The sequence below is a fragment of the Aliidongia dinghuensis genome (assembly GCF_014643535.1).
GTDB lineage: Bacteria > Pseudomonadota > Alphaproteobacteria > ATCC43930 > CGMCC-115725 > Aliidongia > Aliidongia dinghuensis.
On record NZ_BMJQ01000007.1, the window covers coordinates 1 to 20121 of the forward strand.

Genomic DNA, 20121 nt, shown 5'->3' on the forward strand with positions numbered 1-20121 from the left:
GCGGCCGGTCCAGACGTAGAAGATCAGGCGTTCGACGATGACGAAGGTCGCGAGCGCCGCGGCGGTATAGAGCAGCCAGAAGGTGATGGTGTGCAGCCACTCGACGGTGGACATGGGCGATTGCTCCTCGAAAAGAAGGGCGGACCCGGGGGATCCGCCCGTAGCCGGTCTTAGAAGTCGGCCGAGACCTTGATGCTGAAGAACAGCGGCGAGCCGACGGTGTAGGTGGGCGTGCCCGAGGCGCCGATCGTGCCTTGGCGCGTCGTCACCGCATGGGCGTTGATGGCGCCGCTGCTGGCGCCGTAGCCGAAGAACAGGTAGTCGCGGTCGAACAGGTTATCGACGTTGAACTGGATCTTCACGTTGTTGACGACCTTGACCATGTCGTCCGGCACGGCATAGCCGGCGAACAGGTCGACCTTCATGTAGCCCGGGATCTTTTCGTCATTGACCAGCGTCGCTTCGCGCGAGCTCGTCCATTTCGGCGAAAGACCGATGTAGGCGCCCGGGAAGAAGGGCGGCGAATAGCTGGCGACCCCCGAGATCTGCCATTTCGGCGTGTTCGGATAGACCTTGCCCGAGGTCGGGATGGCGAAGTCGAGGATCCCCGGCTTGCCGCCGCTGGCCGCGATCGACGTCAGCAGATCGCTCTTGATAAGCGACTTGGTGTAGGAGGCGGACGCGTAGAGATTGACGTCATAGATCGGCTTGGCCGTGCCGATCTCGAGCTCGACGCCGCGGTTGTGCACGGTGCCGGCGTTGATGTCGGTGAAGGAGGTCGGGTCGTCCGGCAGGGCGATGTTGAGCTGGCGGTTCTGGAAATTGACCGCGAAGGCCGAGATCGAGGCCAGCACATACGGGTTCTGGAAGCGATAGCCGACGTCGAGGTTCCAGGCGGTTTCCTGGATCTGGTTGCCGACCGTGTTGTAGGCGTTCTCGTAGAGCGTGTAGTTGCTGGGCGCCCGCGCGTTCTTCTGCAGATTGGCGAAGACCTGGTTCTCTTCGGTGATCTTGAAGCTGGTCTGGATGCTGGGCAGGTAGTTCAGGTAATCGACGCTCGGGTGGATGACGTTCGGCAAGCCCGTCGCGAGCGCGAAGGGCAGCCTGTTATTGCCGTCGCGGTTCGTCTCCTGCCGCTTGATACCGAGCACGACTTTCGCGCGGTCATTGAGGAAGGTCGAGGTGTTTTCCAGGTACGCGATCTTGGTATCGTTGAACGTCAGCTGGTCACGGCCCTGGACGAGCGTGCCGTCCGGACGATGCAGCAGCAGATCGTTCTGGTTCGCCCAGACGTCGATCTCGCCCGTCGGCCCGATGCTCTCGAACGGCTGGGTCTGGTGATGGCGCGAATGATCGTAGTTGAGGCCGAACCGGACCGTGTCCCAATCGAGCGCTTCATACGTGAACTTCGTATTCACGCCCGGTCGCTGGGTCGAGGTGATCGACGGCCGGTAATAGAGGATCGTGTCGAGCTTGTCGCCATCGCCATTGAGATCGGGCGTGGTGAAGGGGGCGGTGCCCACGAAGGCCGCCGGGCGGCTCGAGCCGAAGCCGGCATAGGCGTTGGTGGCGCTGCCTTCGGTGAGCGAGCTGGTGCCGCCGCCGTTGCCGTAGCCGTTCCAGTAATAGGGCTCGACGCTGGCGCGCAGATTGTCGAGCAGCTTCAGGTCGGCCGTGAAGCTCGCGATCTCGTTGTTGAACGGGTTGACGCGGTATTTGTAGTAGTTGCCGTAGTTGTACGCGAGATTGGGATAGGCGGAGGTCAGCTTCTGCGTGCCGCCGGTGCCGGTCTGGTTGGCGGCCTGGTTCTGCACCGTGCCCTTCACCGGCGGCGCGAACGGCGTGAAATTCGGCTCGAAGTCGAAATTGCGCCCGAAAGTCTGGAACTGCGCCAGCGTTGGGTTGAGGAAAGAATTGTTGACCGCCGAGTTGAAGAATGAATAGGCCGAGAACTTGCTGCCGCCCGGCGTCTCGTAGACGGCGCCGAAATCGAGGTGATCACGGTCGGCGTTACCCGGCCCCTTCCACTTGTCCGTTTCCGCTTTCGAATAGGACAGGAACATGCGGAACGTGGTGTTGAACAGGTCGCCGGTGTCGATGCGGCCGAAGCTCTTGAAGAAATTGTTCTGGCCGATCGACTGTACGATGCGCACGCGGCGGTATTCGGTCGGCTCCTGCGGCACGACCGAGACCGCACCGCCGACGGCGCCGCCCTGCGGCTGATCCGGATCCGGCGCGCCCTGGGTGATGCTGATCTCCTCCAGGTTCTCCGCGTCGACGTATTCCTGCGGAAAGACCGCGTAGTTGCCGCTGTCGTTGACCGGCACGCCGGCGATGGTGAAGCCGATCTCGTCGGAGTTGAAGCCGCGCACCGACAGCTGGCCGCCGAACAGGCCCGTGCCGTCGGTCGACTGCGCGTTCACGCCCGGCGTGCGGTCGAGCAGCTGGAAGATGTTGGCGCTGGCCGGGTGGCGCTCGATCGCCTCCTTGGTGACGGTCGAGCGTTCCTTGCCGCCGTCTTCCTGAATGATGTAGCCGTTGCCCGGCGCATCCTCGGCCGGCGTGTCGACGGTCACTTTGCCGACGTTGGTCGCCTGCTGCGGCGTCACCTGCTGCGGGGCTGCCTGTTGGGCGAGCGCGCCGCTGCTGATCAACGCAGTGCTGGCCAGGAGAAAGGTCAGTAATTTGCTTTGGTTCATAATGGTGCTCCGGGGACAGATCTTCAGGAGTACGCGTAGCTGAGCGTCACGACGAAGCGGTGCTCGGGTGCACCGGGAAAGGTTCCGGCCGGGAAGGGCGGGTAGGAGCCGCCGCGCACGAGCGCCAAGGCGGCCTGGTCGAGGATGAGCGAGCTCGACGAGGTCTGGATGCCGGCCTCCTTGACGGCGCCGGACCGGTCGAGCCGGAACCAGACCTCGACCTCGCCGTGCGGGCGGGCGAGCCGCGCCTCCTTGCTGGTCGGGTAGTGCTTGTTCGCCTCGATGTCGGCGCGGATCTGCGCCGCGTAGGCGTCCTCGGCCCCGGCGCTCGACGGGCGGGCCGGCGTCGGAGCTGCCGCGGGCGCCGGAGCGGCGGCAGGCGCGCTCATTGCCGGCGTGGCCGCTGTCGCCGCCTGCTGCGAGGCGGGCTGCTCAGGTGCCGGTTGCGGGGCCGGCTGGGGCGCCGGATGTGGCGTCGGCCGCGCCACCGGCTTCGGCCGGGCGACGGGGGCGAGGCGGGGCGGGGCCGGCGCTGGTTGCGGTGGTGCCGGTTGTGGGGGCGCCGGTTGTGGAGGAGCCGGGTCGGGCGGGGGCGGCGCCGGCGGCGTGGGCGCCGGCTCGGGTGGCGGCGGCACCGGTTCGGGCATGGTGGTCAGCTGGATCTTGACCGGCGGCGCGTCGGGGGCTTTCGGCGGCTTCGGCAGCGACCGCGTCGTCAGCACGAGGGCGGCGGCGACGACCAGGATCGTCGGCGCGGCAGCCACCCAGCCGCGTGCCCGGTAGAGCAGCTCCACGGCGTCAATCCCGCTTCTTCGTCGCCATGGACAGCGCGTCGATGCCCGCGGCCTTCACCGCGTCGAGCGCGTCGACCAGGCGCTGCATCTCGACCGTCCGGTCGCCGTTGATGATGACGTTGACGTGCGGGTCGGCCGCATGCAGCGCCGTGAGCCGCTGGGTCAGTTCGTCCGCCGTGACCGCGGCGCCGTCGAGCTGCATCTCGCCGCTCGGCGCCAGCGTGATGATGACGTTCTTGACCGCGCGATTGTCCTCGGGCTGCGAAGATTGCGGCAGCGTGGTCTTGATGCCAAGCGCCGGGATCACGTTGATGCTGATGAGAACAAAGAAAACCAGCAGGAACATCATGACGTCGATCATCGGAATGATCTCGATGCGCGCCTGTTTTCTTGGCTCCTCAGTCCATCTACGCATGGTTGTCCCCGAATTTGCTGACTTCGCGCAGGTATAATCATTCGTTCACAATGATGTGGCCGATTTGATCTTTGCTGCGGCGCGGGAACCTAAGGATTCGAGATGTCGATCAAATGAGAGATATATTTCGATTTTTTGAAACGCGAGAGCCGATTTCCGCAATTGTCCAGGTGTATTATTGTCGCAACAGGCGCCGGCTGCGGTTGTTTATCGACGAGTTTTGACGTTGTCTGATCTAACGCCGGCATTCGCGTCGCGTCAGTTCCGGGCCGGAGCGCCCGACCTCTGGTCGCCGGATCCGCTCATCGGCAATCCCTTGGCCGATGTCCGGGTATCGAATGGCTGCGCGTCGAGCGCGCCTGTTAGTGCGTGGCGTTCAGTACACGGGGTTCAGCCGTGCCGGCTGCTCACTGTGGCTGGCTTGCGTAATATTCGGCTGCGGCGTCGATCTCCGCCGGCGTCATGCGGCGGGCGACGTTGCGCATCTGCTCGCTGATGTCGTTGTGCCGGTCGCCGGACGCGAAGGCTTGCAACTGCGCCTTCAGATAGACCGCGGACTCCCCGTCGAGCCACGGGCTGCCGGTTTTGGTGTCCATGCCGCCGTGGCACGCGGCGCAGGGCGGGATGTTGCGCATGGGCGCGCCATGCGCGACGATCGACGGCGCTGTCGAGCCACCCGCCGGATGATAGGCCGGCGGGCGCGGCAGATAGGCGTAATAGGCCGCGAGATCCCGCATGTCCCGGTCGCTGAGATTCGCGATCATGGGCGACATGATCGCGTTCGTCCGGGCACCGGTCTTGAAATCCTGCAGCTCCTTGTAGACGGACGCCGCATATTGGCCGGCGAGGTTCGGCGAATTCGCCTCGCTCAAGCCGCGGGCGCCGTGGCACATGGTGCATTTGAGCGCGAGCGTTGCGCCGCGGCCGATCGATTCCGCGGTGGCGTCGTCGAGCATCTGCGGCGTCACCACGACGGTCGACGCCACGAACGTGGGCGCGGCCGCGCTCGGTTCGGATTTCAGCCAAGTGCGCGGCACGCCGGCGGCGCTGCAGATTGCATTCCAGATGCCCTGGAACTGCGCGTCGGGCTCGACCGACGGCAGCCAGATGAAGCCGACGAACGCGGAAAACACGCCGACCGCGACCGTGATGCCGACGCTGGCCCTGAACCACGGGTTGCCTAGGGAGAAGACGCGCTCCTGGCTCATTGTCCGGCTCCGACGACGACGGCGGGGACGGAGGTGTTGTTGAGCGCCGCCAACTGGGCGATCGGATAGCCATAGTTCGCGATCGTGAGCCCGATCATCAAGGCCGCCCAGAGCGCGAAGCCGTTGAGGGCGGCCGGCATCACCTTGGGCTCGTGCAGCGCCACGCTGAAGCGGTAAGTCGGCGGGGTGACGCGCGGCGCCAGGTGTCCGCGCACCAGGATCACGATGAACAGCGCGCCCGACAGCACGAGGATGAAGCCGCCGATCACCGACAGGATGACCGGCAGTGCGTCCGGTGCGAGCGCCGGGCTGCTGTAGTCATAGACCGCCATGCGGCGCGGCATGCCGAGGATGCCGACGTAGTGCCAGGGGAAGGTGACCGTGATCATGCCGATGAACCACAGCCACAGCTGCAGGCGCATCAGGCCGAGGTCGGCCAGCACCCGGCTGGTCAGATGCGGCCACAGGTCATAGGCGATCGCGAAATACATGATGACGATCGCGCCGCCGAAGATCAGATGGAAATGCCCCGTGATCCACTGCGTGTTGTGGATCGTCGAGTCGAGCTGGTAGCTCATATTGATGATGCCGCCGGCGCCGCCGAAGCCCAGCATGATGAAGGCGAAGGTGACCGCCAACATCATCGGGTTGTCCCACGGCAGGGCGGCGAGCCAGCCCCAGACGCCCTTGCCGCCCCGAAGCCGCCCGGCGATCTCGACCGAGGCGCAGATGGTGAAGACGGTGAGCAGCGTCGGGATCGTGACGATCGCCGTGAAGATTGAATGCACCACCTTGAAGCCGGAACCGACCTGCGGGTCGGCGAACAGGTGGTGGATGCCGATCGGCATGGCGACGACCAGGAACAGCGCGAACGAGATGCGCGCCATCGTGTCGCTGTAGAGCCGCCCGCCGATCGCCCGCGGGACGATGGTGTAGAAGGCGATATAGCTCGGCATCAGCCAGAAATAGACGATGGCGTGCAGCGTCCAGGAAAAGAAGACGCGCGCCAGGCCGGCGTCGATCGTGCTCTTGAAGCCGAGGGCGACCGGCAGGATCTGCAGCAGGATCTCGAGGGCGGCACCGACCGCGGTCCAGCCCCAGAGATAGGCGCCGGCGACATTCGCGAACATGGGGAGCGGCACCGGCCGGCCCGGGTTCTCGCGCTTCCAGACGCCGAGATTGACCGCCATCAGGCCGACCCAGATCCAGGAGCCGACGACGACCATCACCACACCGATGTAATAGGCCGCGTGGCCGATCATCGGCGGATAGAAGGTGTAGAGCACGGACGCGAGGCCCATGGCCACCGGCACGGCCGCCGTCACGGTGCCGAGCGCCACGAGCGCGAAGCCGGCCCACGCCCAGTGCCGGCCGACCAGCCGCTGGCCGAGCGACAGCTCGGTGATGGCATAGCCGAAGCCCATGGCGACGAGCGTCGGGAAGACATAGCCCATGACCGTGCCGTGGGCCGTCACCGAGCGATAGTAGAGTCCGGGATCGTCGATGGCACCCGGCAGCGGGCTGCGGACGAACATCTGCCAGGCGCCCAGCAGCAGCGCCAGGCCGAAGCTGGCGAAGGCGAACCAGAAATGAGCGAGGATGAGGCGCCTACTGGTTAACACAGCTCAGCCTCCGGGCGTTCGTTGCCTGCTTGAAGAACGTGTCGCGGTCGACGACCTTGACCTCGGCCCACATGCCCTGGTGGCCGGTGCCGCAGAACTCGTGGCAGGGCATGGGATGGTCGCCGGGCTCGGCGAAGCTGGTCCGGAAGGTCGAGACATAGCCCGGCACCAGCATCGTGTTGATGTTGGTGTGATCGACCAGGAAGCCGTGGACCACATCGGCGCTGGTCGCCCGCACGGTGATGGGCGTGCCGGCCGGCACCAGGATGCATTGCGGTGTGAAGGAATATTGCTGCGCCACGATCCGCACCGTGACCGAGCCGTCGGCCTCGGCTGCGGCGCCGAGATTGCTCTCGATGAACTCGCCTGAAACATGCAGCGTCCGCGGGTCGGCCGTCTCGACGCGCGACGGCGGCATCATCGCCCAGTGCAGGCCGGTATAGATCGTGACCGCAACGAGGAGCGCGATCAGCGCGGTGGCGATCCAGGCCCAGCGCCGCTCGATGCGGGCGGCAATCTCGAGGCCCTCGTCATGCTCGGACTGCGCCGTCATTGGATCGTTCCCCGGGGCAGGAACACGATGAAATAGAAGGCGAACCACAAGAGGATCACGATCGCGGTCGAGATCCCCGCAAGCGCAATCGCGCCGCTCGGGCCGGCGCGCACGATGCGCTCGATGGCCGCGTCCTCGGTTTCGGCGGGGCTGGTCGGGCTCGGGAGCGAGTTGAGCATGGTGCCTCGTCAGTTGAGCGGCGCCGAGCGGAGCTCGTTCACCTGCTGGGCGGAAACCGGCGTGCCCCGGTTGCCCCAGGCAGTGCGGATGTAGGTCACGACCGCCGCGACGTCGTCGTCGTTCGGCAGCGTCTGGGCGAAGGGCGGCATGCCATAGGGCCGCGGGTTGCCGGCGGTGCCGGGCGGATAGCCGCCGTTCAGCACCATGCGGATCGGGTTCACGGCCGAACTCATCTGGATCGACTGGTTGTCGGCGAGCGGCGGGAACTCCGGCAGCTTGCCCTTGCCGTCCGTGCCATGGCAGACGGCGCATTGCGCCTCATAGATGCGGGCGCCCAGGCGGTACAGCAGGCTGCTCTCGGCCTTGGTCGTGGTCGGAGGCGCCCCGTCGGCTGCCTGGCGGGGTGCCAGCGCCTTGAGATAGATCGCCATGGCCTTGATGTCGTCGTCCGACAGGTATTGCAGGCTGTCGTAGACGACTTCGGCCATCGGGCCGTAGACGGCGCCGCGCCTGGAGATGCCACTCTTCAGGAGATCGGTGATGTCCTGCAGGTCCCAGTCGCCCAGGCCCGCCTCCTTGTTCGAGGTGAGCGACGGGGCGTACCAATCCTGCATCGGGATGAGGCCGCCCTGGAACGCCTCGGACTCCGAGCTGCCGCCGAGCGCGTTGATCGCGGTGTGGCACATGGAGCAATGACCGAGCCCCTGCACCAGGTAGGCACCGCGGTTCCACTCGTCCGATTTCGCCGGGTCGGGCTGGAACTCGCCTTCCTTGAAGAACAGCGTGCGCCAGCCGAGGATCAGCGAGCGGTTGTTGTAGGGAAAGCGCAGGTCGTGTGGCCGGTCGGCGAGCTTCACCGGCGGCACCGACTTCAGATAGGCGAAGATCGCATCGGAATCGGCGCGGGTCACCTGGGTATAGGCGCCGAACGGCATGGCCGGATAGAGCAGGCTGCCGTCCGGGAAGCGGCCGGTGTGCATCACGCCGTAGAAATCATCGGCCGACCATTTGCCGATGCCCGTGTCGGGGTCGGGTGAGATGTTCGACGTGTAGATCGTGCCGAACGGCGTCGCCATCGGCCGGCCGCCGGCGAACAGCTGGCCGCCCGGCTGAGTGTGGCAGGCGATGCAGTCGCCGGCCTCGGCCAGGGACTTGCCGCGCGCGATCATGTCAGCATCGGCTGGGGCCTTGTCCTGAGCCAACGCAGCCGTGCTGGGGGTCAGGAGCACCAGGGCCAGGATTGCCGCGCGGAACGGGCTTGCGAGACGGACCATTGCTCGCTCCCTCACGGATTGGGAACGCTGCCGCAGCCGAGCGGCATCGGCAGCGAGCCGGCCGGCACCGGCGACAGGTTGGCCGGAGCCGGCAGGGACGACAGGTAGGCGGCGATCGCGGTCACGTCGTTCTCGGTCAGGTGGCCGGCCACGATCTGCATGCAGTCGGGGGCGGCCGCCGTACGCGTGCCGTAGCGCCAGGCGCCCAACTGCGCGCTGATGTATTTCGCGTGCAGGCCGACGAGGCTGGGGATCGCCGGCTCCATGCCGGTGAAGTTCGGCCCGTGGCAATTGGCACAGGCCGGAATCTCGCGCGTCGGATCGCCTCCTGTCACAAGTTCCTTGCCCCGGGCGAGCACGGCCTTGCTCGCGGTCGGCGGCTCCGGCGCCGGATAGGGGGTATGCTCGGCCGAGAAATACTCGGCGATCTCGTGGAGGTAGGAATCCGGCAGATATTCGAGCAGGTAGTTCATCGGCGCATAGCGCCGCCGCCCATCGCGGAAGGCGACGAGCTGGTTGTAGAGATAGCCGGCCGGCTTGCCCGCGAGGCGCGGGAAATAATCATCCTTGGCGCCCTGGCCCGCGGCGCCATGGCAGGGGACGCAGGCGAGCATGCGTGCCGTCATGGTATCAGGCGCGTGTTCCGCCGGCTGCGCGGCGCCGGCCAGCGCCGGTGCGACCAGGCTCCCGGCGACAAGCAGGCCCAGCGACAGCAAACCCGGCGCGATCCGGGGCCGGATGCGAGCAGGAAGGTTCATGCGTGTCTCCCGCCAGGCCGGTCAGGTGGCGTGAGCCGGCTTTGGATGAGCGTCATGATCTTTCCTTCGGTTGACGACGGTCCCGCGCGGCGGGGCAGCGGTCCGGTCGGCTGGGTGAAAGACGGGCGCAGCGTTCGGCGTAGGCGGACTTCAACGACGGGCCACGAAGCGGATTTCTTCTTGCACCATTGGGGGGTGCGTTTTTCACAAGAGCGGCACAGGAGAAAACGGCGACGCCGGGGACCGGCGATCTCCTCGAGCCGGCGTAGTGCCGCTCGCAAGGTCGGTTCACGGATAGCGGTAGTTTATGACCGAAGTTGTGGAACTCAACCGCGATCGGTGCCGTGCACGGTCAAAAATTAAGATACATATGTAATGTATCTTAATGCAAGCGCCTTGTCGGCGCCTGCTGCCCGGTGGTCACGGGGCGGTGGCGGTCTGCTGCGCCTCGTAGGCTTCGCGCACAGCGGGCGCAATATGCTGCAGCATCAACCGGTCGCTCGGGGCGAAACCGCCGGGACGCGCCGTGCCAAAGGTAAGCGTGCTCACCGGCCCCTCGATGTTGCCGAGCGGCATGATGACGAGCTCGACCAGGTTCCGTCGGCCGAGCGTCAGGCACCAGAACCAGGCGGGACTCGTCGCCGGCACCAGGCGAATTGCCTCCTCGGCGCCGGTTTCCATGACCCGGTGCAACGGGCTGCCGGCGAAATTCAGCGACAGGTCGAAGCCGAACTGCTGGTCGTAGATCTCGATCGGTTCATTGGGCGCCCAGGCGACTGCGCGTGCCAGGATCTCCGGATGCAAGGTGCGCTGGTGCAGGATGAGGCGGTCGACGGCAAGACCGGCCTCGCGCAGTCGGTGCGCGAGGCCGGCGAGCAGGCCGACCTCGTCGCCATCGGGGAAACCCTTGGCATTGAGGCATCCGGCGATGCCGGGGGAAGTGGCCACCTCCGCGTTGATCGTGCCTCTAGCGGTCCTGGCCATGTCGTATCTCTCCGGAAACGCGGGTGCTCGGGGGTGAGGCAGCGGCGCTCAGTGCGCGCCGCCGGCGTCGAGCTTGCCGCTCGGCTTCTTCAGGAGAAGCGAGGCCAGCAGGGCGACGACGAGCGAGACGCCCAGCAGGAAGAATGTGTCGCTGAACGCGAAGATGTAGGACTGCTGGCGCACGATCCTGCCGATCGCGACGAACGCCTCGTGCGTCGCCGTCGCCGGGTCGGAGACCCCATGGCTCATGAAATACTGGGTGAGATCGCTCACGCGCTGGCGGACGGCCGGGAACAGCAGCGAGACCGACTGGTTGAGCACGTTCGAGTGGAACTGTTCGCGCTTGGTCAGGAAGGTCTGCAGCATGGCGATGCCGATGGCGCCGCCCAGGTTGCGGCTCATGTTGAACAGCGCCGAGGCCGAGCCGGCGTTCTCCGCCTCGATGCCGGCGCTGGCCACCGCGGAAAGCGGGGCGAAGCAGAGCGCTTGCCCGAAGGCGCGGATCACGTTCGGCCAGAACAGCTGATCCCCGGAGAAATCCTTGGACATGTAGATATTCATGAAGTTGCTGAACGCGAACAGGGCGAAGCCGACCACGATCAGGATGCGTGCGTCGAACTGCTTCATGAGCCTCGGCACCAGCGGGATGAGCAGGAGCTGCGGCAGGCCGGTCCACGCCAGGACCAGGCCGATCTGCTCGGAATTGTAGCCTTGGATGAGCGCCAGATACTGCGGCAGGATGTAGACGGAGCCGTAGAGTGCGATGCCCATCGTGAAATTCGAGAGGGTGCCGAAGCCGAAGTTGCGCCGGCCCAGGATCCGCAGGTTCAGAAGCGGCTTCCTGGACGTGAACTCGATCACGAGGAAGAGTGCCAGCGAGATTGCGGAGATGACCGACAGGCGCGTGATGAAGGGCGAGCCGAACCAGTCGTCCTTGTTGCCTTCCTCGAGCACGGTCTGCAGCGTGCCGAGGCCGAGCGCCATGGTGACGATGCCGGGCCAGTCGCCCTGCTTCAGGAGCGACAGGTTCATCGGCGTGGGCGCGAGCGAGTACCATAGCATCGCGAGCATCGGTACGCCCGGCGCCAGATTGACGTAGAAGATATATTGCCAACCATAATTCTCGGTCAGGTAGCCGCCAATGGTCGGGCCGATGGCCGGCGCGAAGGTGGCCGAGATGGCGAAGAGCGCAAGGCCGATCGGCTGCTTCGACCTGGGCATGAGCGTGATGATGATGGTGAAGGCCATCGGGATCAGCACGCCGCCGCTGAAGCCCTGGATGGCGCGCAGCACGATCATCTGCCCCAGGTTCTGCGCGAGCGCGCAGGCGGCCGAGAAGGCGAGGAACAGAACTGTGTTCACGAGCAGATAGCGCCGCAGCGAAAAGACCCGGGCGAGCCAAGCCGAGAGCGGGATCACGATGATCTCGGCAACGAGATAGGAGGTCGAGATCCAGCCGCCGTCGTCGTTGCCGGTGCCGATGCCGCCCTGGATGTCCTGGAGCGAGGCGTTGACGATCTGGATATTGAGGACCGCCATGAACGCGCCGAGCGTGGAGCTGATGACGGCGATCCAGGTCTTGAACGACATTGCCGGTTCCGGTGTGCCCGAGCCAGACATGGTCGATGCTCCTCTTGCGGGAGAGCGGGTTGCAGGAGAGCGGAGCGGCGAGCCGGCTCAGCCCGCCTTCTTGGTGTCGATTGTCGGCTCGACCGACATGCCGGGCCGCAGCAGTCCGGCGAGCGCCGGGTCGTCGAGCACGATCTTGACCGGGATGCGCTGAACGATCTTCGTGAAGTTGCCGGTCGCGTTGTCGGGCGGCAGCAGTGCGAACTCGAGGCCGCTTGCCGGCGCCAGGCTGTCGACATGGCCGCGCAGCTTCACGCCCGGGAACGTGTCGATCTCGACCGTCGCGCTCTGGCCGTCGCGCACGTGCGTCAGCTGCGTTTCCTTGTAGTTCGCGACGATATAGACCGCATGGAGCGGGACGACCGCCATGAGCTGCGTGCCGGCCTGGACATATTGCCCGACCCGGAGCGAGCGCGAGCCGACCGTGCCGTCGACCGCGGCCGTGATCACCGTGTAGCTGAGATTGAGTTCCGCCTGGTGCTCGACTGCTTGGGCATGGGCGAGCTGTGCCACGGCCGACGCCCGATCGGTCGCGAGCACATCGAGCTTCTTCTCAGCCGCGACAAGGCCCGCCCGGTTGCCCTGCAGCTGCGCCTCCTGCTGATGCAGCGAGGAATCGGCCTGCTGAGCATGCTGGACCGTGCCATAGCCGGTCTTGGCCAGGTCGGTGTAGCGGGCATATTCCTGCTGGGCGAAGCGCAGCGTGGCCTCGGTCGACGCGATGTCGGACTTGCTCTGGTCGATCATCGACTGCTGCAGCGTGATCTGGGCATCGATGTTGTGGATCGCCGTCGCGGCGACGTCGACGTCGGCCTTGGCCTGGTCGAGTGCTGCCCGGAAGTCCCGGTCGTCGATGCGCGCCAGGACCTGGCCGGCCTTGACCGGCTGGTTGTCGTTGACGAGCACGTCCGCGATATAGCCCGAGACCTTGGGGGCGGTCGTCGTATAGTCGGCCTGGACATAGGCATCGTCGGTCGCGACCAGGTACTGGCCGACCGTCCAATAGCGATAGCCCCAGAGGGCGGCCCCGACGAGGCCGGTTGTCAGCGCCAGACCGAGCGCCAGGCGCTTCAGGCCGTTGCGGCGTGCGCCCGCCGCGGTGGTGCCAGCTGGGACGGGGCCGGAGGGGATGGGGCCGGCGGGGATCGGGGTGGCGACGGCCGCCTGGGAAGTCTCTGCCATGATCGGTCCTCTTCTCTTGCAGGAGGTCCGGCTCAGGGCCGCGACGCCTCCTGCTATCGTGAGAGAAGATGCGATCCAGCCGCTCCTGTGATAATCCGGGAAGAATCAGAAGGATCTTCCAGTGTGAGCGGATAATCCCGAGGCGCCATGGATCGCTTGACCAGCTTGACGACCTTCGTGCGGGTCGTGGATTGCGGCGGCTTCTCGGCGGCCGCGCGCCGGCTCAACATGTCCGTCACCATGGTCTCGAACCATGTCCAGGCGCTGGAGGACCGGCTGGGCGTTCGGCTCTTGAACCGGACGACGCGCCGGGTCGGCCTGACCGAGATCGGCAAGGCCTATTACGAGCGTTGCACCTTCGTCCTGGGCGAGCTCGAGGAGGCCGACCGCGAGGCGAGCGCGCTGCAGTCGAGCCCGCGCGGCACGCTCCGGCTCTACGGCAACGCTCATATCGTGCGCTTCCTGGCGCCGGTGATCTCGGAGTTTCTGACGCTCTATCCGGCGGCCTCGGTCGATCTCGGCACGGGCACGCGCATGGTCGACCTGATCGAGGAGGGCTATGACCTCGCGATCTGGACGGTGCCGTCAGCGGATTCCAGCCTGATCGTGCGCAACCTCGCGTCCTGGCGCCATCTACTGTGCTGCTCGCCGGACTATCTCGAGCACCATCCGCGGCCGACGCGGCTCGAAGAGGTCGCCCAGCACAATTGCCTGCGCTATGCACTCTACCCGTTCGGCGACGAATGGCGCTTCATCGGGCCGGACGGCAAGCCCGCGAATGTCCGCGTGTCCGGCAATTTCATCACCGGCAACGGCGAGGCGCTCCGGCTCGTGGCGTTGAGTGGCCAGGGCCTGTTCATGGCGCCGAGCTTCCTCGTCGCCGAGGACCTGGCGTCCGGCCGGCTCGTGCGTGTGCTCGAGGACCATCGGCCGGTCGAGTTCGCCATGAACGCGATCTATCCGCACCGCCACCACGTGTCGGGCAAGATCCGCGCCTTCCTCGACCTGACGGTGCAGCAGTTCGCCAAATACCGCACCTGGCTCGACGCGGAGCGGATCGTGCCGGGCGAGGCCGCGCCCTCGGAGGACGAGGGCACGGCCGGCAAGGCATGATAATTTGGGGCGCCACAAGTTGAGACGGTCGACGTGTTTCGCACGTCGCCGGTGGCGCCGCAGAACCCCTCTTACGCCTTCCGGCGCCGCCGTAGAGCCAGGGCACCGAACAACCCAGACCCCAGAAGCGCGATCGATGCGGGCTCGGGAACGGACGCCGTCGGGAGCCCGGCCTGCGCGTACACCAGCACGTCGTTGCCGTTGCCGTGCGTGTCCGTGGTATCCCCATTGGTGCTCAAGGCCGAAAACACCGAATCGCCGGCACCTTCGAGCGAGAACGAGATCAGGTAGTTGTCACCGATCGTTGTGGCGATTACCTGGTCGATGGCGTCATAGGCCTGCACGGCGCCGTCATGCCAGTAACCGTTCTGGGCGGTGCCTCCGTCGATGGCGCCGTACACGTTGTCATAGGTCCAGCCCGTGATCGACGTGCCAGAGCCGAGGAAGGTGCCATTGACGATAAGGTTGGTGCTGCTTCCCGTCGTTTGATTGGTCACGGAAACATTTGTCAGGTTCGTGAAGTCCGGATCGTTCCGAAGCGCAAAGGTAATATCCGTATTGGCAACGGATGCGCTGAAACCAACCGAATAGGTCTGAAAGCTTGTGGGAATTGATTGGCCTGCCAGGTCCAAGATGGCGCCGACCGGCGGCGCCTCGTTGATCGGACCCGCAACGGCGGTGCCGATAGCCAAAAATGTCGTGCAAATCGAAATCGACAAAGCGCCAAGCGCACGCATTGCATTCTCCTGTTGCATAAAGCGGCGACGGTTTCAGCAACAGTTGTGCCAATCTAGCTATTTCAATTGGTTGGCTCAAAATTGGCCCGAATATGCTTCGTGTGTGTAAGGTATTCCGACACGAGTGAGTTCGGGCTGTCCCACGATACGGGGCCGCCTTGAGCGCGATGTGGCCACACCAGCAAGCCGCGTGGCGCTCGCTTCCGGGATCGCAGGTCAAGCCGCTCTACGACAGCCTCGGCACGCAAACGACCAGGGCCTGTTCATGCCGCCGAGCCTATGCTCAACGACAGGTTAGTCATCGTGCACCCCGTCAGCAGTATAAATTGAAATTTCCGCAAGATGCCCAACTGATGCATCTAAAAATCATTGAATCAGCGTCTCGCGCCAATCCAAGCGTATTCAATAAGATGGTCGAGAAGCTCACGGGCTTCGGGCCAATGGTTTCAAAACTCTAGGTGTTCAGCGCGTTTATTTGAATCACAACCGTGGGGTGCGGCGTGAGGCAATTCGACCGCGCCTTCGAGCGGCTGCCTGCCTTCTGGCGTCAGCTTTGGCTTCTGGCGTCAGCTTTGGAAGGCCGGATGAAATGGGCGTTGTGCCGGACCTCGGTCGCTCCCCGTCGGTCCGGCCGCTCTTGTCCGAGATCTGCCCTTAGTCCAGCATTTCCGCGACCGCCTTGCCGCAGGCGACCGTGTCGGCGGCGCCGCCCAGGTCGCGGGTGCGGAGCTTCTGCTCCGCCAGCACGCGCTCGATCGCGCGGACGATCGCGGCGGCGGCCTCCGGCTCGCCCAGGTGGTCGAGCATCATGGCGGCCGACCAGATCTGGCCGATCGGGTTGGCGATGCCCCGGCCCGCGATGTCAGGCGCCGAGCCGTGGACCGGCTCGAACAGCGAAGGGAAGTCGCGCTCCGGGTTGATGTTGCCGGACGGCGCGATGCCGATCGTGCCGGTGCAGGCGGGGCCTAGATCCGACAGGATGTCGCCGAACAGGTTCGAGCCCACGACCACGTCGAACCAGTCCGGGTGCAGCACGAAATTCGCGGTCAGGATGTCGATATGGTACTTGTCCCAGCGCACGCCCGGATAATGCTTCGCCATCGCCTCCACCCGCTCGTCCCAGTAGGGCATGGTGATGGAGATGCCGTTCGACTTGGTGGCCGAGGTCAAGTGCTTCTTCGGGCGCGCCTCAGCGAGGTCGAAGGCGAACTTCAGGATCCGGTCGACGCCGGTCCGCGACATCACCGTCTCCTGGATCACGACCTCGCGCTCCGTGTCCTGGAACATGCGGCCGCCGACCGAGGAATATTCGCCCTCGGTATTCTCGCGCACCACGTAGAAATCGATGTCGCCCGGCTTGCGGCCGACGAGCGGGCAGGGCACGCCCGGCATGAGCCTGACGGGCCGAAGATTGACGTACTGGCTGAACTCGCGCCGGAACAGGATGAGCGAGCCCCACAGCGAGACATGGTCCGGCACAACCTTGGGCCAGCCGACCGCGCCGAAGAAGATCGCGTCATGGCCGCCGATCCGGGCCTTCCAGTCGTCCGGCATCATCTGGCCGTGGCGCTGGTAATAGTCGCAGCTGGCGAAATCGAAATGGTCGGGCCGAAGCTCGAAGCCGTATTTCTTGGCGGCGGCCTCAAGCACGCGCACGCCCTCGGGCACGGTCTCCTTGCCGATGCCGTCGCCCGGTATGACGGCGATGCGATAGATGCGGTTCGATGCCATTCCCTCACCCGTTCGATCGTTTGCGTTACGCGGTCAAATTTTCATCGGGCGGATGATGGCATTTCCAAGGGGGCGGCGCCAACCGCTTGGGCTTGCGGCATGATGCGCTTTGAGGGGCCGTGACCCCGTCGAAGCTCGGCTTCGGCAGGGCCACGGGTGCTTATCGATTACGGATGGCGGGCGACGTGGTGGCGATGATGGCCCTTGTGCGCCACGTGGTGGCGATGGTGCGGCGGCTGGGCCATGGCGGCCGAGGTGGTCGCGGCGAGAACGGCGAAGACGGCGAACGCTGAAATCAACTTGCGCATGGATAGGCTCGAAATAAGAGGTTAGCTGCGGCCTTCACTGCCGCGGAAGTAAAGATACTCGATTGCGTTTGGGCACGGTAGAGTCATCGAATGGGCGCGAATGGCTCCTCTGCATTTTCCTGTTGTTCGTTGGATTTGACTTTTCCGGCCTGGCATGAATCGGGATTTTTCGCGATTGCCCGACCATCTTAACTTTTAACAAATCGTGAATATTGGAAACCACCGGGTCGCTCGGCGTTCGGCCGTGAGGTCGAGCGTTTAATGGAGACAAGTTTTGTCTGCGTTTTTGATTGACTCATAAACGCGGACAAAGTATGTCAGCGTTATGGCTCATATCACCACCAGCGTCGAGTACGCGATCCACGGCCTGCTCTGGCTTGTCGACAATGACAAGCCGCTGAGCAGCCGCGACATCGCGGACCTGCAGGCAATATCGCCGAGCTTTCTCGCCAAGATCTTTCCCAAGCTCGAGAAGGCGGGGATCGTCGCGGCGAGCGAGGGCGTGCGCGGCGGTTATCGGCTCGCGCGCCCGGCCGACCAGATCAGCTTCCTTGAGATCGTCGATGCGATCGAAGGCGAAAAGCCCTTGTTCGATTGCCAGGAGGTGCGCGGCCGCTGTGCCGTATACGGTGACAGCGCGCCCGAGTGGGCCATGGCGGGAACCTGCGCCATCCACGCCGTCATGCTGCAGGCCGAGAAGGCGATGCGGCAGGCGCTGGCGGCACAGACGCTGGGCGATGTGGCTGCCCGCTTCGGCAGCAAGGCGCCCCGGCAGTTTCTCGCCGACGTCCAGGACTGGATCGGCCAGCGTGTCGACGGTCGCACCGCACGGGTCGGCAGGCGGTTGCGCGACCAGCCGGCCTAGGCCCCGCGGGTCTCAGGCCCGCGGCCCGACATTCGCTCATTTCTTTCTCGGGCTCCCGCCGGGCGCCCCGAGAAAGACCCCCGCGCGTCTCGTCTTGCGGCGCTGTGGAACGATGATTCGTGTCCGGCGCGTCCTGAGCCATCTCAGGGTCACCCGTCATGGACAAGGGAGGGTAAACCATGAAGATCGTCGTCATCGGAGGCACCGGCCTGATCGGTTCGAAGACCGTCGCCATTCTGCGCCAGGGCGGCCACGAGGTCGTCGCCGCCTCGCCCAATACCGGCGTCAACACCATCACCGGCGAGGGCCTCAAAGAGGCCTTGACCCGCGCGCAGGTCGTGATCGACCTCAGCAATTCCCCCTCATTTGAAGACAAGGCGGTGCTGGAATTCTTCCAGGCCTCCGGCCGCAACCTTATTGCGGCGGAGGCCGCGGCGGGCGTCCGGCTCCATGTGGCACTCTCCATCGTCGGAACTGACCGGGCCCCCGACATTGGCTATTTCCGCGCCAAGGTCGCCCAGGAGAAACTGATCGAGGCCTCCGGCGTCCCCTACACCATCGTCCGAGCGACCCAGTTCATGGAATTCTTCGGCGGCATCGCCGATTCAAGCGCGGATGGCAACATCGTCAGGGTTTCGCCCAGCCTGTTCCAGCCCATTGCGGCGGACGACGTTGCTCCGGTCGTCGCCGAGATGGCGGTCGCAGCACCCCGAAACGGTATCGTCGAGATCGCCGGCCCGGAACGGGCGCCGTTCAACGAATTCGTTGCCCGCTACCTGAAGGCAGCCGGCGACCCGCGGCAAGTCGTGCGCGACCCCGAGGCCCGCTACTTCGGCGGCCGGGTCGATGAGCACACGCTCGTGCCGTTGGGCGAGGCGCGCCTCGGCCGCATCGGCTTCGACGAATGGTTCCGTCGCTCACGGACGAAAGCCTGATCCTGCATCGGCCAGCCGAAGGATAAAGGGGTCGGCCAAGCTCCTCGCCGTGTTCGTCGTGGGCTCGAGCGAGACGGAACTGACGACCCTATTCGGGAACTGAAGGCAATCGTCATGGCGGCGGCTGGTCGAGCGGCCGTCGCCATGACCTCTATCATGCCTGCGGCGTGAGCTAGCTCAGTCCGGCGCCTGGTCGAGGAGCGCCTCGAATACGGCGGCCGGTGCCGACGGCTGGCGGCCCGGCAGGCGCAGGCGGGTCAACTGACGGCGGACGGCGAAGTCCCGTGTGCTGAGGGCGACGAGCTTGCCGAGCGCAATCTGATCCGCCGCCGCTGCGGCTGACACGATCGCGATGCCGAGCCCGCCTGCTACGATCTGCTTGATCGCCTCCGTGCTGCCGACTTCCAGGATCTGGCGCGGCACGATGCGATGCGATTCAAGCGCGGCCAGCGCCACCTCGCGCGTGCCCGAGCCGGGCTCGCGGACGAGGACGATCTCGTTCGCCAGCGCCGCCGCGGCAATGGGCGCGGTGGCGCGGGCCAGCGCGTGGTCGGGTGCCGCGATCAGGATCATCTCCTCCTCACGCCAGGGCACGACCTCGATGCCGGGTTCCTCGACCGGCCCTTCAATGAGCGCGATGTCGAGCTCGCGCGCCGACAGCAGGTCGGCGATGGCACGGGTGTTGGCGCTGGTGAGCCGCAGCTCGATCTCCGGATGGCGGCGGTGGAACAGGCCCAGGAGCGGCGGCAGCTGATATGTCGCAACCGTCGTGCTGGCGCCGATGCTGAGCGTGCCGCGCTCGAGGCCGCGGAGCGCCGCCAGATCCTCTTCTGCGGCGCGCTCTGCGGCAAACAGCTGGGTGGCGTGACGCATCAGCAAGGCGCCTGCTTCGGTCAGCGTCACACCGCCGGCGCCGCGCTCCAGCAGGCGGCTGCCGACCTGCGCCTCGAAATCGCGCACGCCCTTGGAGACCGCAGGCTGGCTCAGATGTAGCGCCTCGGCGGCACGCGAGAAGCTCTGGTGGCGGGCGACGGCCGCGAACAGGCGCAGCAGGTGCAGGTTCAGGCTCATAGAGTAAAGTTATATGATAATGAGAAAGATGTATTGGAGTTATGATGTGGGCAGGTCCAAGTG

Annotated in this window: 19 protein-coding genes; 3 read left to right on the forward strand and 16 right to left on the reverse strand. The window is 65.5% G+C overall.

The window, feature by feature from the left end; genetic code table 11:
- Nucleotides 1-170 precede the first annotated feature (170 nt).
- From IEY58_RS14080 to IEY58_RS14135, 12 genes are all read right to left on the reverse strand, one after another.
- Nucleotides 171-2699, reverse strand: coding sequence for a TonB-dependent receptor (locus IEY58_RS14080; RefSeq protein WP_189046795.1), 2529 nt, complete (start codon nucleotides 2697-2699; stop codon nucleotides 171-173).
- Between the two features lie 23 nt (nucleotides 2700-2722).
- Complete coding sequence (locus IEY58_RS14085; protein WP_189046797.1) at nucleotides 2723-3493, reverse strand: energy transducer TonB; 771 nt, start codon at nucleotides 3491-3493, stop codon at nucleotides 2723-2725.
- 4 nt (nucleotides 3494-3497) lie between these two features.
- Entirely contained in the window at nucleotides 3498-3908 is a 411-nt protein-coding gene (locus IEY58_RS14090) for an ExbD/TolR family protein (RefSeq protein WP_189046799.1), read from the reverse strand.
- A gap of 407 nt (nucleotides 3909-4315) precedes the next feature.
- Nucleotides 4316-5116, reverse strand: a complete 801-nt coding sequence (locus IEY58_RS14095) for a c-type cytochrome (RefSeq protein WP_189046801.1) — start codon at nucleotides 5114-5116, stop codon at nucleotides 4316-4318.
- Entirely contained in the window at nucleotides 5113-6738 is a 1626-nt protein-coding gene (locus IEY58_RS14100) for a b(o/a)3-type cytochrome-c oxidase subunit 1 (protein ID WP_189046803.1), read from the reverse strand. The genes IEY58_RS14095 and IEY58_RS14100 overlap by 4 nt, the downstream gene beginning before the upstream one ends.
- Nucleotides 6725-7291, reverse strand: a complete 567-nt coding sequence (locus IEY58_RS14105; protein ID WP_189046804.1) for a cupredoxin domain-containing protein — start codon at nucleotides 7289-7291, stop codon at nucleotides 6725-6727. Before IEY58_RS14105 ends, IEY58_RS14100 begins: the two co-directional genes overlap by 14 nt.
- Nucleotides 7288-7470 (reverse strand): hypothetical protein, encoded by a 183-nt coding sequence (locus IEY58_RS14110; RefSeq protein WP_189046806.1) that lies wholly within the window; start codon nucleotides 7468-7470, stop codon nucleotides 7288-7290. Before IEY58_RS14110 ends, IEY58_RS14105 begins: the two co-directional genes overlap by 4 nt.
- A 9-nt stretch (nucleotides 7471-7479) precedes the next feature.
- Nucleotides 7480-8745 carry a c-type cytochrome gene (locus IEY58_RS14115; protein WP_189046808.1) on the reverse strand — a complete coding sequence of 422 codons (1266 nt, stop codon included), beginning with the start codon at nucleotides 8743-8745 and terminating at the stop codon, nucleotides 7480-7482.
- A gap of 11 nt (nucleotides 8746-8756) precedes the next feature.
- Entirely contained in the window at nucleotides 8757-9503 is a 747-nt protein-coding gene (locus IEY58_RS14120; RefSeq protein ID WP_189046810.1) for a c-type cytochrome, read from the reverse strand.
- 420 nt (nucleotides 9504-9923) lie between these two features.
- A complete protein-coding gene (locus IEY58_RS14125) occupies nucleotides 9924-10487 on the reverse strand; it encodes a hypothetical protein (RefSeq protein ID WP_189046812.1) in 564 nt (187 codons plus the stop codon).
- Nucleotides 10488-10535: 48 nt separating this feature from the next.
- Entirely contained in the window at nucleotides 10536-12107 is a 1572-nt protein-coding gene (locus IEY58_RS14130; protein WP_189046814.1) for an MDR family MFS transporter, read from the reverse strand.
- A gap of 57 nt (nucleotides 12108-12164) precedes the next feature.
- Nucleotides 12165-13298 (reverse strand): HlyD family secretion protein, encoded by a 1134-nt coding sequence (locus tag IEY58_RS14135; protein WP_189046816.1) that lies wholly within the window; start codon nucleotides 13296-13298, stop codon nucleotides 12165-12167.
- Nucleotides 13299-13445: 147 nt separating this feature from the next.
- Here IEY58_RS14135 and IEY58_RS14140 point away from each other — a divergent pair, with 147 nt between their 5' ends.
- Nucleotides 13446-14411, forward strand: coding sequence for a LysR family transcriptional regulator (locus tag IEY58_RS14140; RefSeq protein WP_189046818.1), 966 nt, complete (start codon nucleotides 13446-13448; stop codon nucleotides 14409-14411).
- A 71-nt stretch (nucleotides 14412-14482) separates the two neighbouring features.
- Here IEY58_RS14140 and IEY58_RS14145 read toward each other — a convergent pair whose 3' ends face one another.
- The 3 genes from IEY58_RS14145 to IEY58_RS14155 all read right to left on the reverse strand — a co-directional run bounded on the left by IEY58_RS14145 (nucleotide 14483) and on the right by IEY58_RS14155 (nucleotide 17187).
- Nucleotides 14483-15148: a PEP-CTERM sorting domain-containing protein gene (locus tag IEY58_RS14145; protein WP_189046820.1), complete on the reverse strand. Its 666-nt coding sequence runs from the start codon at nucleotides 15146-15148 to the stop codon at nucleotides 14483-14485.
- Nucleotides 15149-15802: 654 nt separating this feature from the next.
- Nucleotides 15803-16879: a tartrate dehydrogenase gene (locus IEY58_RS14150; RefSeq protein WP_189046822.1), complete on the reverse strand. Its 1077-nt coding sequence runs from the start codon at nucleotides 16877-16879 to the stop codon at nucleotides 15803-15805.
- A gap of 167 nt (nucleotides 16880-17046) precedes the next feature.
- Nucleotides 17047-17187, reverse strand: a complete 141-nt coding sequence (locus IEY58_RS14155; RefSeq protein ID WP_189046824.1) for a hypothetical protein — start codon at nucleotides 17185-17187, stop codon at nucleotides 17047-17049.
- A gap of 325 nt (nucleotides 17188-17512) precedes the next feature.
- Between IEY58_RS14155 and IEY58_RS14160 the strand changes: the two genes are divergently transcribed.
- Together IEY58_RS14160 and IEY58_RS14165 are read left to right on the forward strand one after the other, a co-directional pair.
- On the forward strand, nucleotides 17513-18052 hold the full coding sequence (locus IEY58_RS14160; protein ID WP_189046826.1) for an RrF2 family transcriptional regulator: 540 nt from the start codon (nucleotides 17513-17515) through the stop codon (nucleotides 18050-18052).
- 179 nt (nucleotides 18053-18231) lie between these two features.
- Nucleotides 18232-18987, forward strand: coding sequence for an SDR family oxidoreductase (locus tag IEY58_RS14165; RefSeq protein WP_189046828.1), 756 nt, complete (start codon nucleotides 18232-18234; stop codon nucleotides 18985-18987).
- Nucleotides 18988-19164: 177 nt separating this feature from the next.
- Here the strand turns inward: IEY58_RS14165 and IEY58_RS14170 are convergent, their stop codons facing one another.
- On the reverse strand, nucleotides 19165-20058 hold the full coding sequence (locus tag IEY58_RS14170; protein WP_229743723.1) for a LysR substrate-binding domain-containing protein: 894 nt from the start codon (nucleotides 20056-20058) through the stop codon (nucleotides 19165-19167).
- Nucleotides 20059-20121: the final 63 nt, after the last annotated feature.

Coding starts and splice junctions, on each gene's coding strand:
- IEY58_RS14080 (WP_189046795.1), bottom strand. CDS start 2,699: ATGAACCAAAGCAAATTACTGACCTTTCTCCTGGCCAGCACTGCGTTG.
- IEY58_RS14090 (WP_189046799.1), bottom strand. CDS start 3,908: ATGCGTAGATGGACTGAGGAGCCAAGAAAACAGGCGCGCATCGAGATC.
- IEY58_RS14095 (WP_189046801.1), bottom strand. CDS start 5,116: ATGAGCCAGGAGCGCGTCTTCTCCCTAGGCAACCCGTGGTTCAGGGCC.
- IEY58_RS14105 (WP_189046804.1), bottom strand. CDS start 7,291: ATGACGGCGCAGTCCGAGCATGACGAGGGCCTCGAGATTGCCGCCCGC.
- IEY58_RS14110 (WP_189046806.1), bottom strand. CDS start 7,470: ATGCTCAACTCGCTCCCGAGCCCGACCAGCCCCGCCGAAACCGAGGAC.
- IEY58_RS14115 (WP_189046808.1), bottom strand. CDS start 8,745: ATGGTCCGTCTCGCAAGCCCGTTCCGCGCGGCAATCCTGGCCCTGGTG.
- IEY58_RS14120 (WP_189046810.1), bottom strand. CDS start 9,503: ATGAACCTTCCTGCTCGCATCCGGCCCCGGATCGCGCCGGGTTTGCTG.
- IEY58_RS14125 (WP_189046812.1), bottom strand. CDS start 10,487: ATGGCCAGGACCGCTAGAGGCACGATCAACGCGGAGGTGGCCACTTCC.
- IEY58_RS14130 (WP_189046814.1), bottom strand. CDS start 12,107: ATGTCTGGCTCGGGCACACCGGAACCGGCAATGTCGTTCAAGACCTGG.
- IEY58_RS14135 (WP_189046816.1), bottom strand. CDS start 13,298: ATGGCAGAGACTTCCCAGGCGGCCGTCGCCACCCCGATCCCCGCCGGC.
- IEY58_RS14140 (WP_189046818.1), top strand. CDS start 13,446: ATGGATCGCTTGACCAGCTTGACGACCTTCGTGCGGGTCGTGGATTGC.
- IEY58_RS14145 (WP_189046820.1), bottom strand. CDS start 15,148: ATGCGTGCGCTTGGCGCTTTGTCGATTTCGATTTGCACGACATTTTTG.
- IEY58_RS14150 (WP_189046822.1), bottom strand. CDS start 16,879: ATGGCATCGAACCGCATCTATCGCATCGCCGTCATACCGGGCGACGGC.
- IEY58_RS14155 (WP_189046824.1), bottom strand. CDS start 17,187: ATGCGCAAGTTGATTTCAGCGTTCGCCGTCTTCGCCGTTCTCGCCGCG.
- IEY58_RS14160 (WP_189046826.1), top strand. CDS start 17,513: ATGGCTCATATCACCACCAGCGTCGAGTACGCGATCCACGGCCTGCTC.
- IEY58_RS14165 (WP_189046828.1), top strand. CDS start 18,232: ATGAAGATCGTCGTCATCGGAGGCACCGGCCTGATCGGTTCGAAGACC.
- IEY58_RS14170 (WP_229743723.1), bottom strand. CDS start 20,058: ATGAGCCTGAACCTGCACCTGCTGCGCCTGTTCGCGGCCGTCGCCCGC.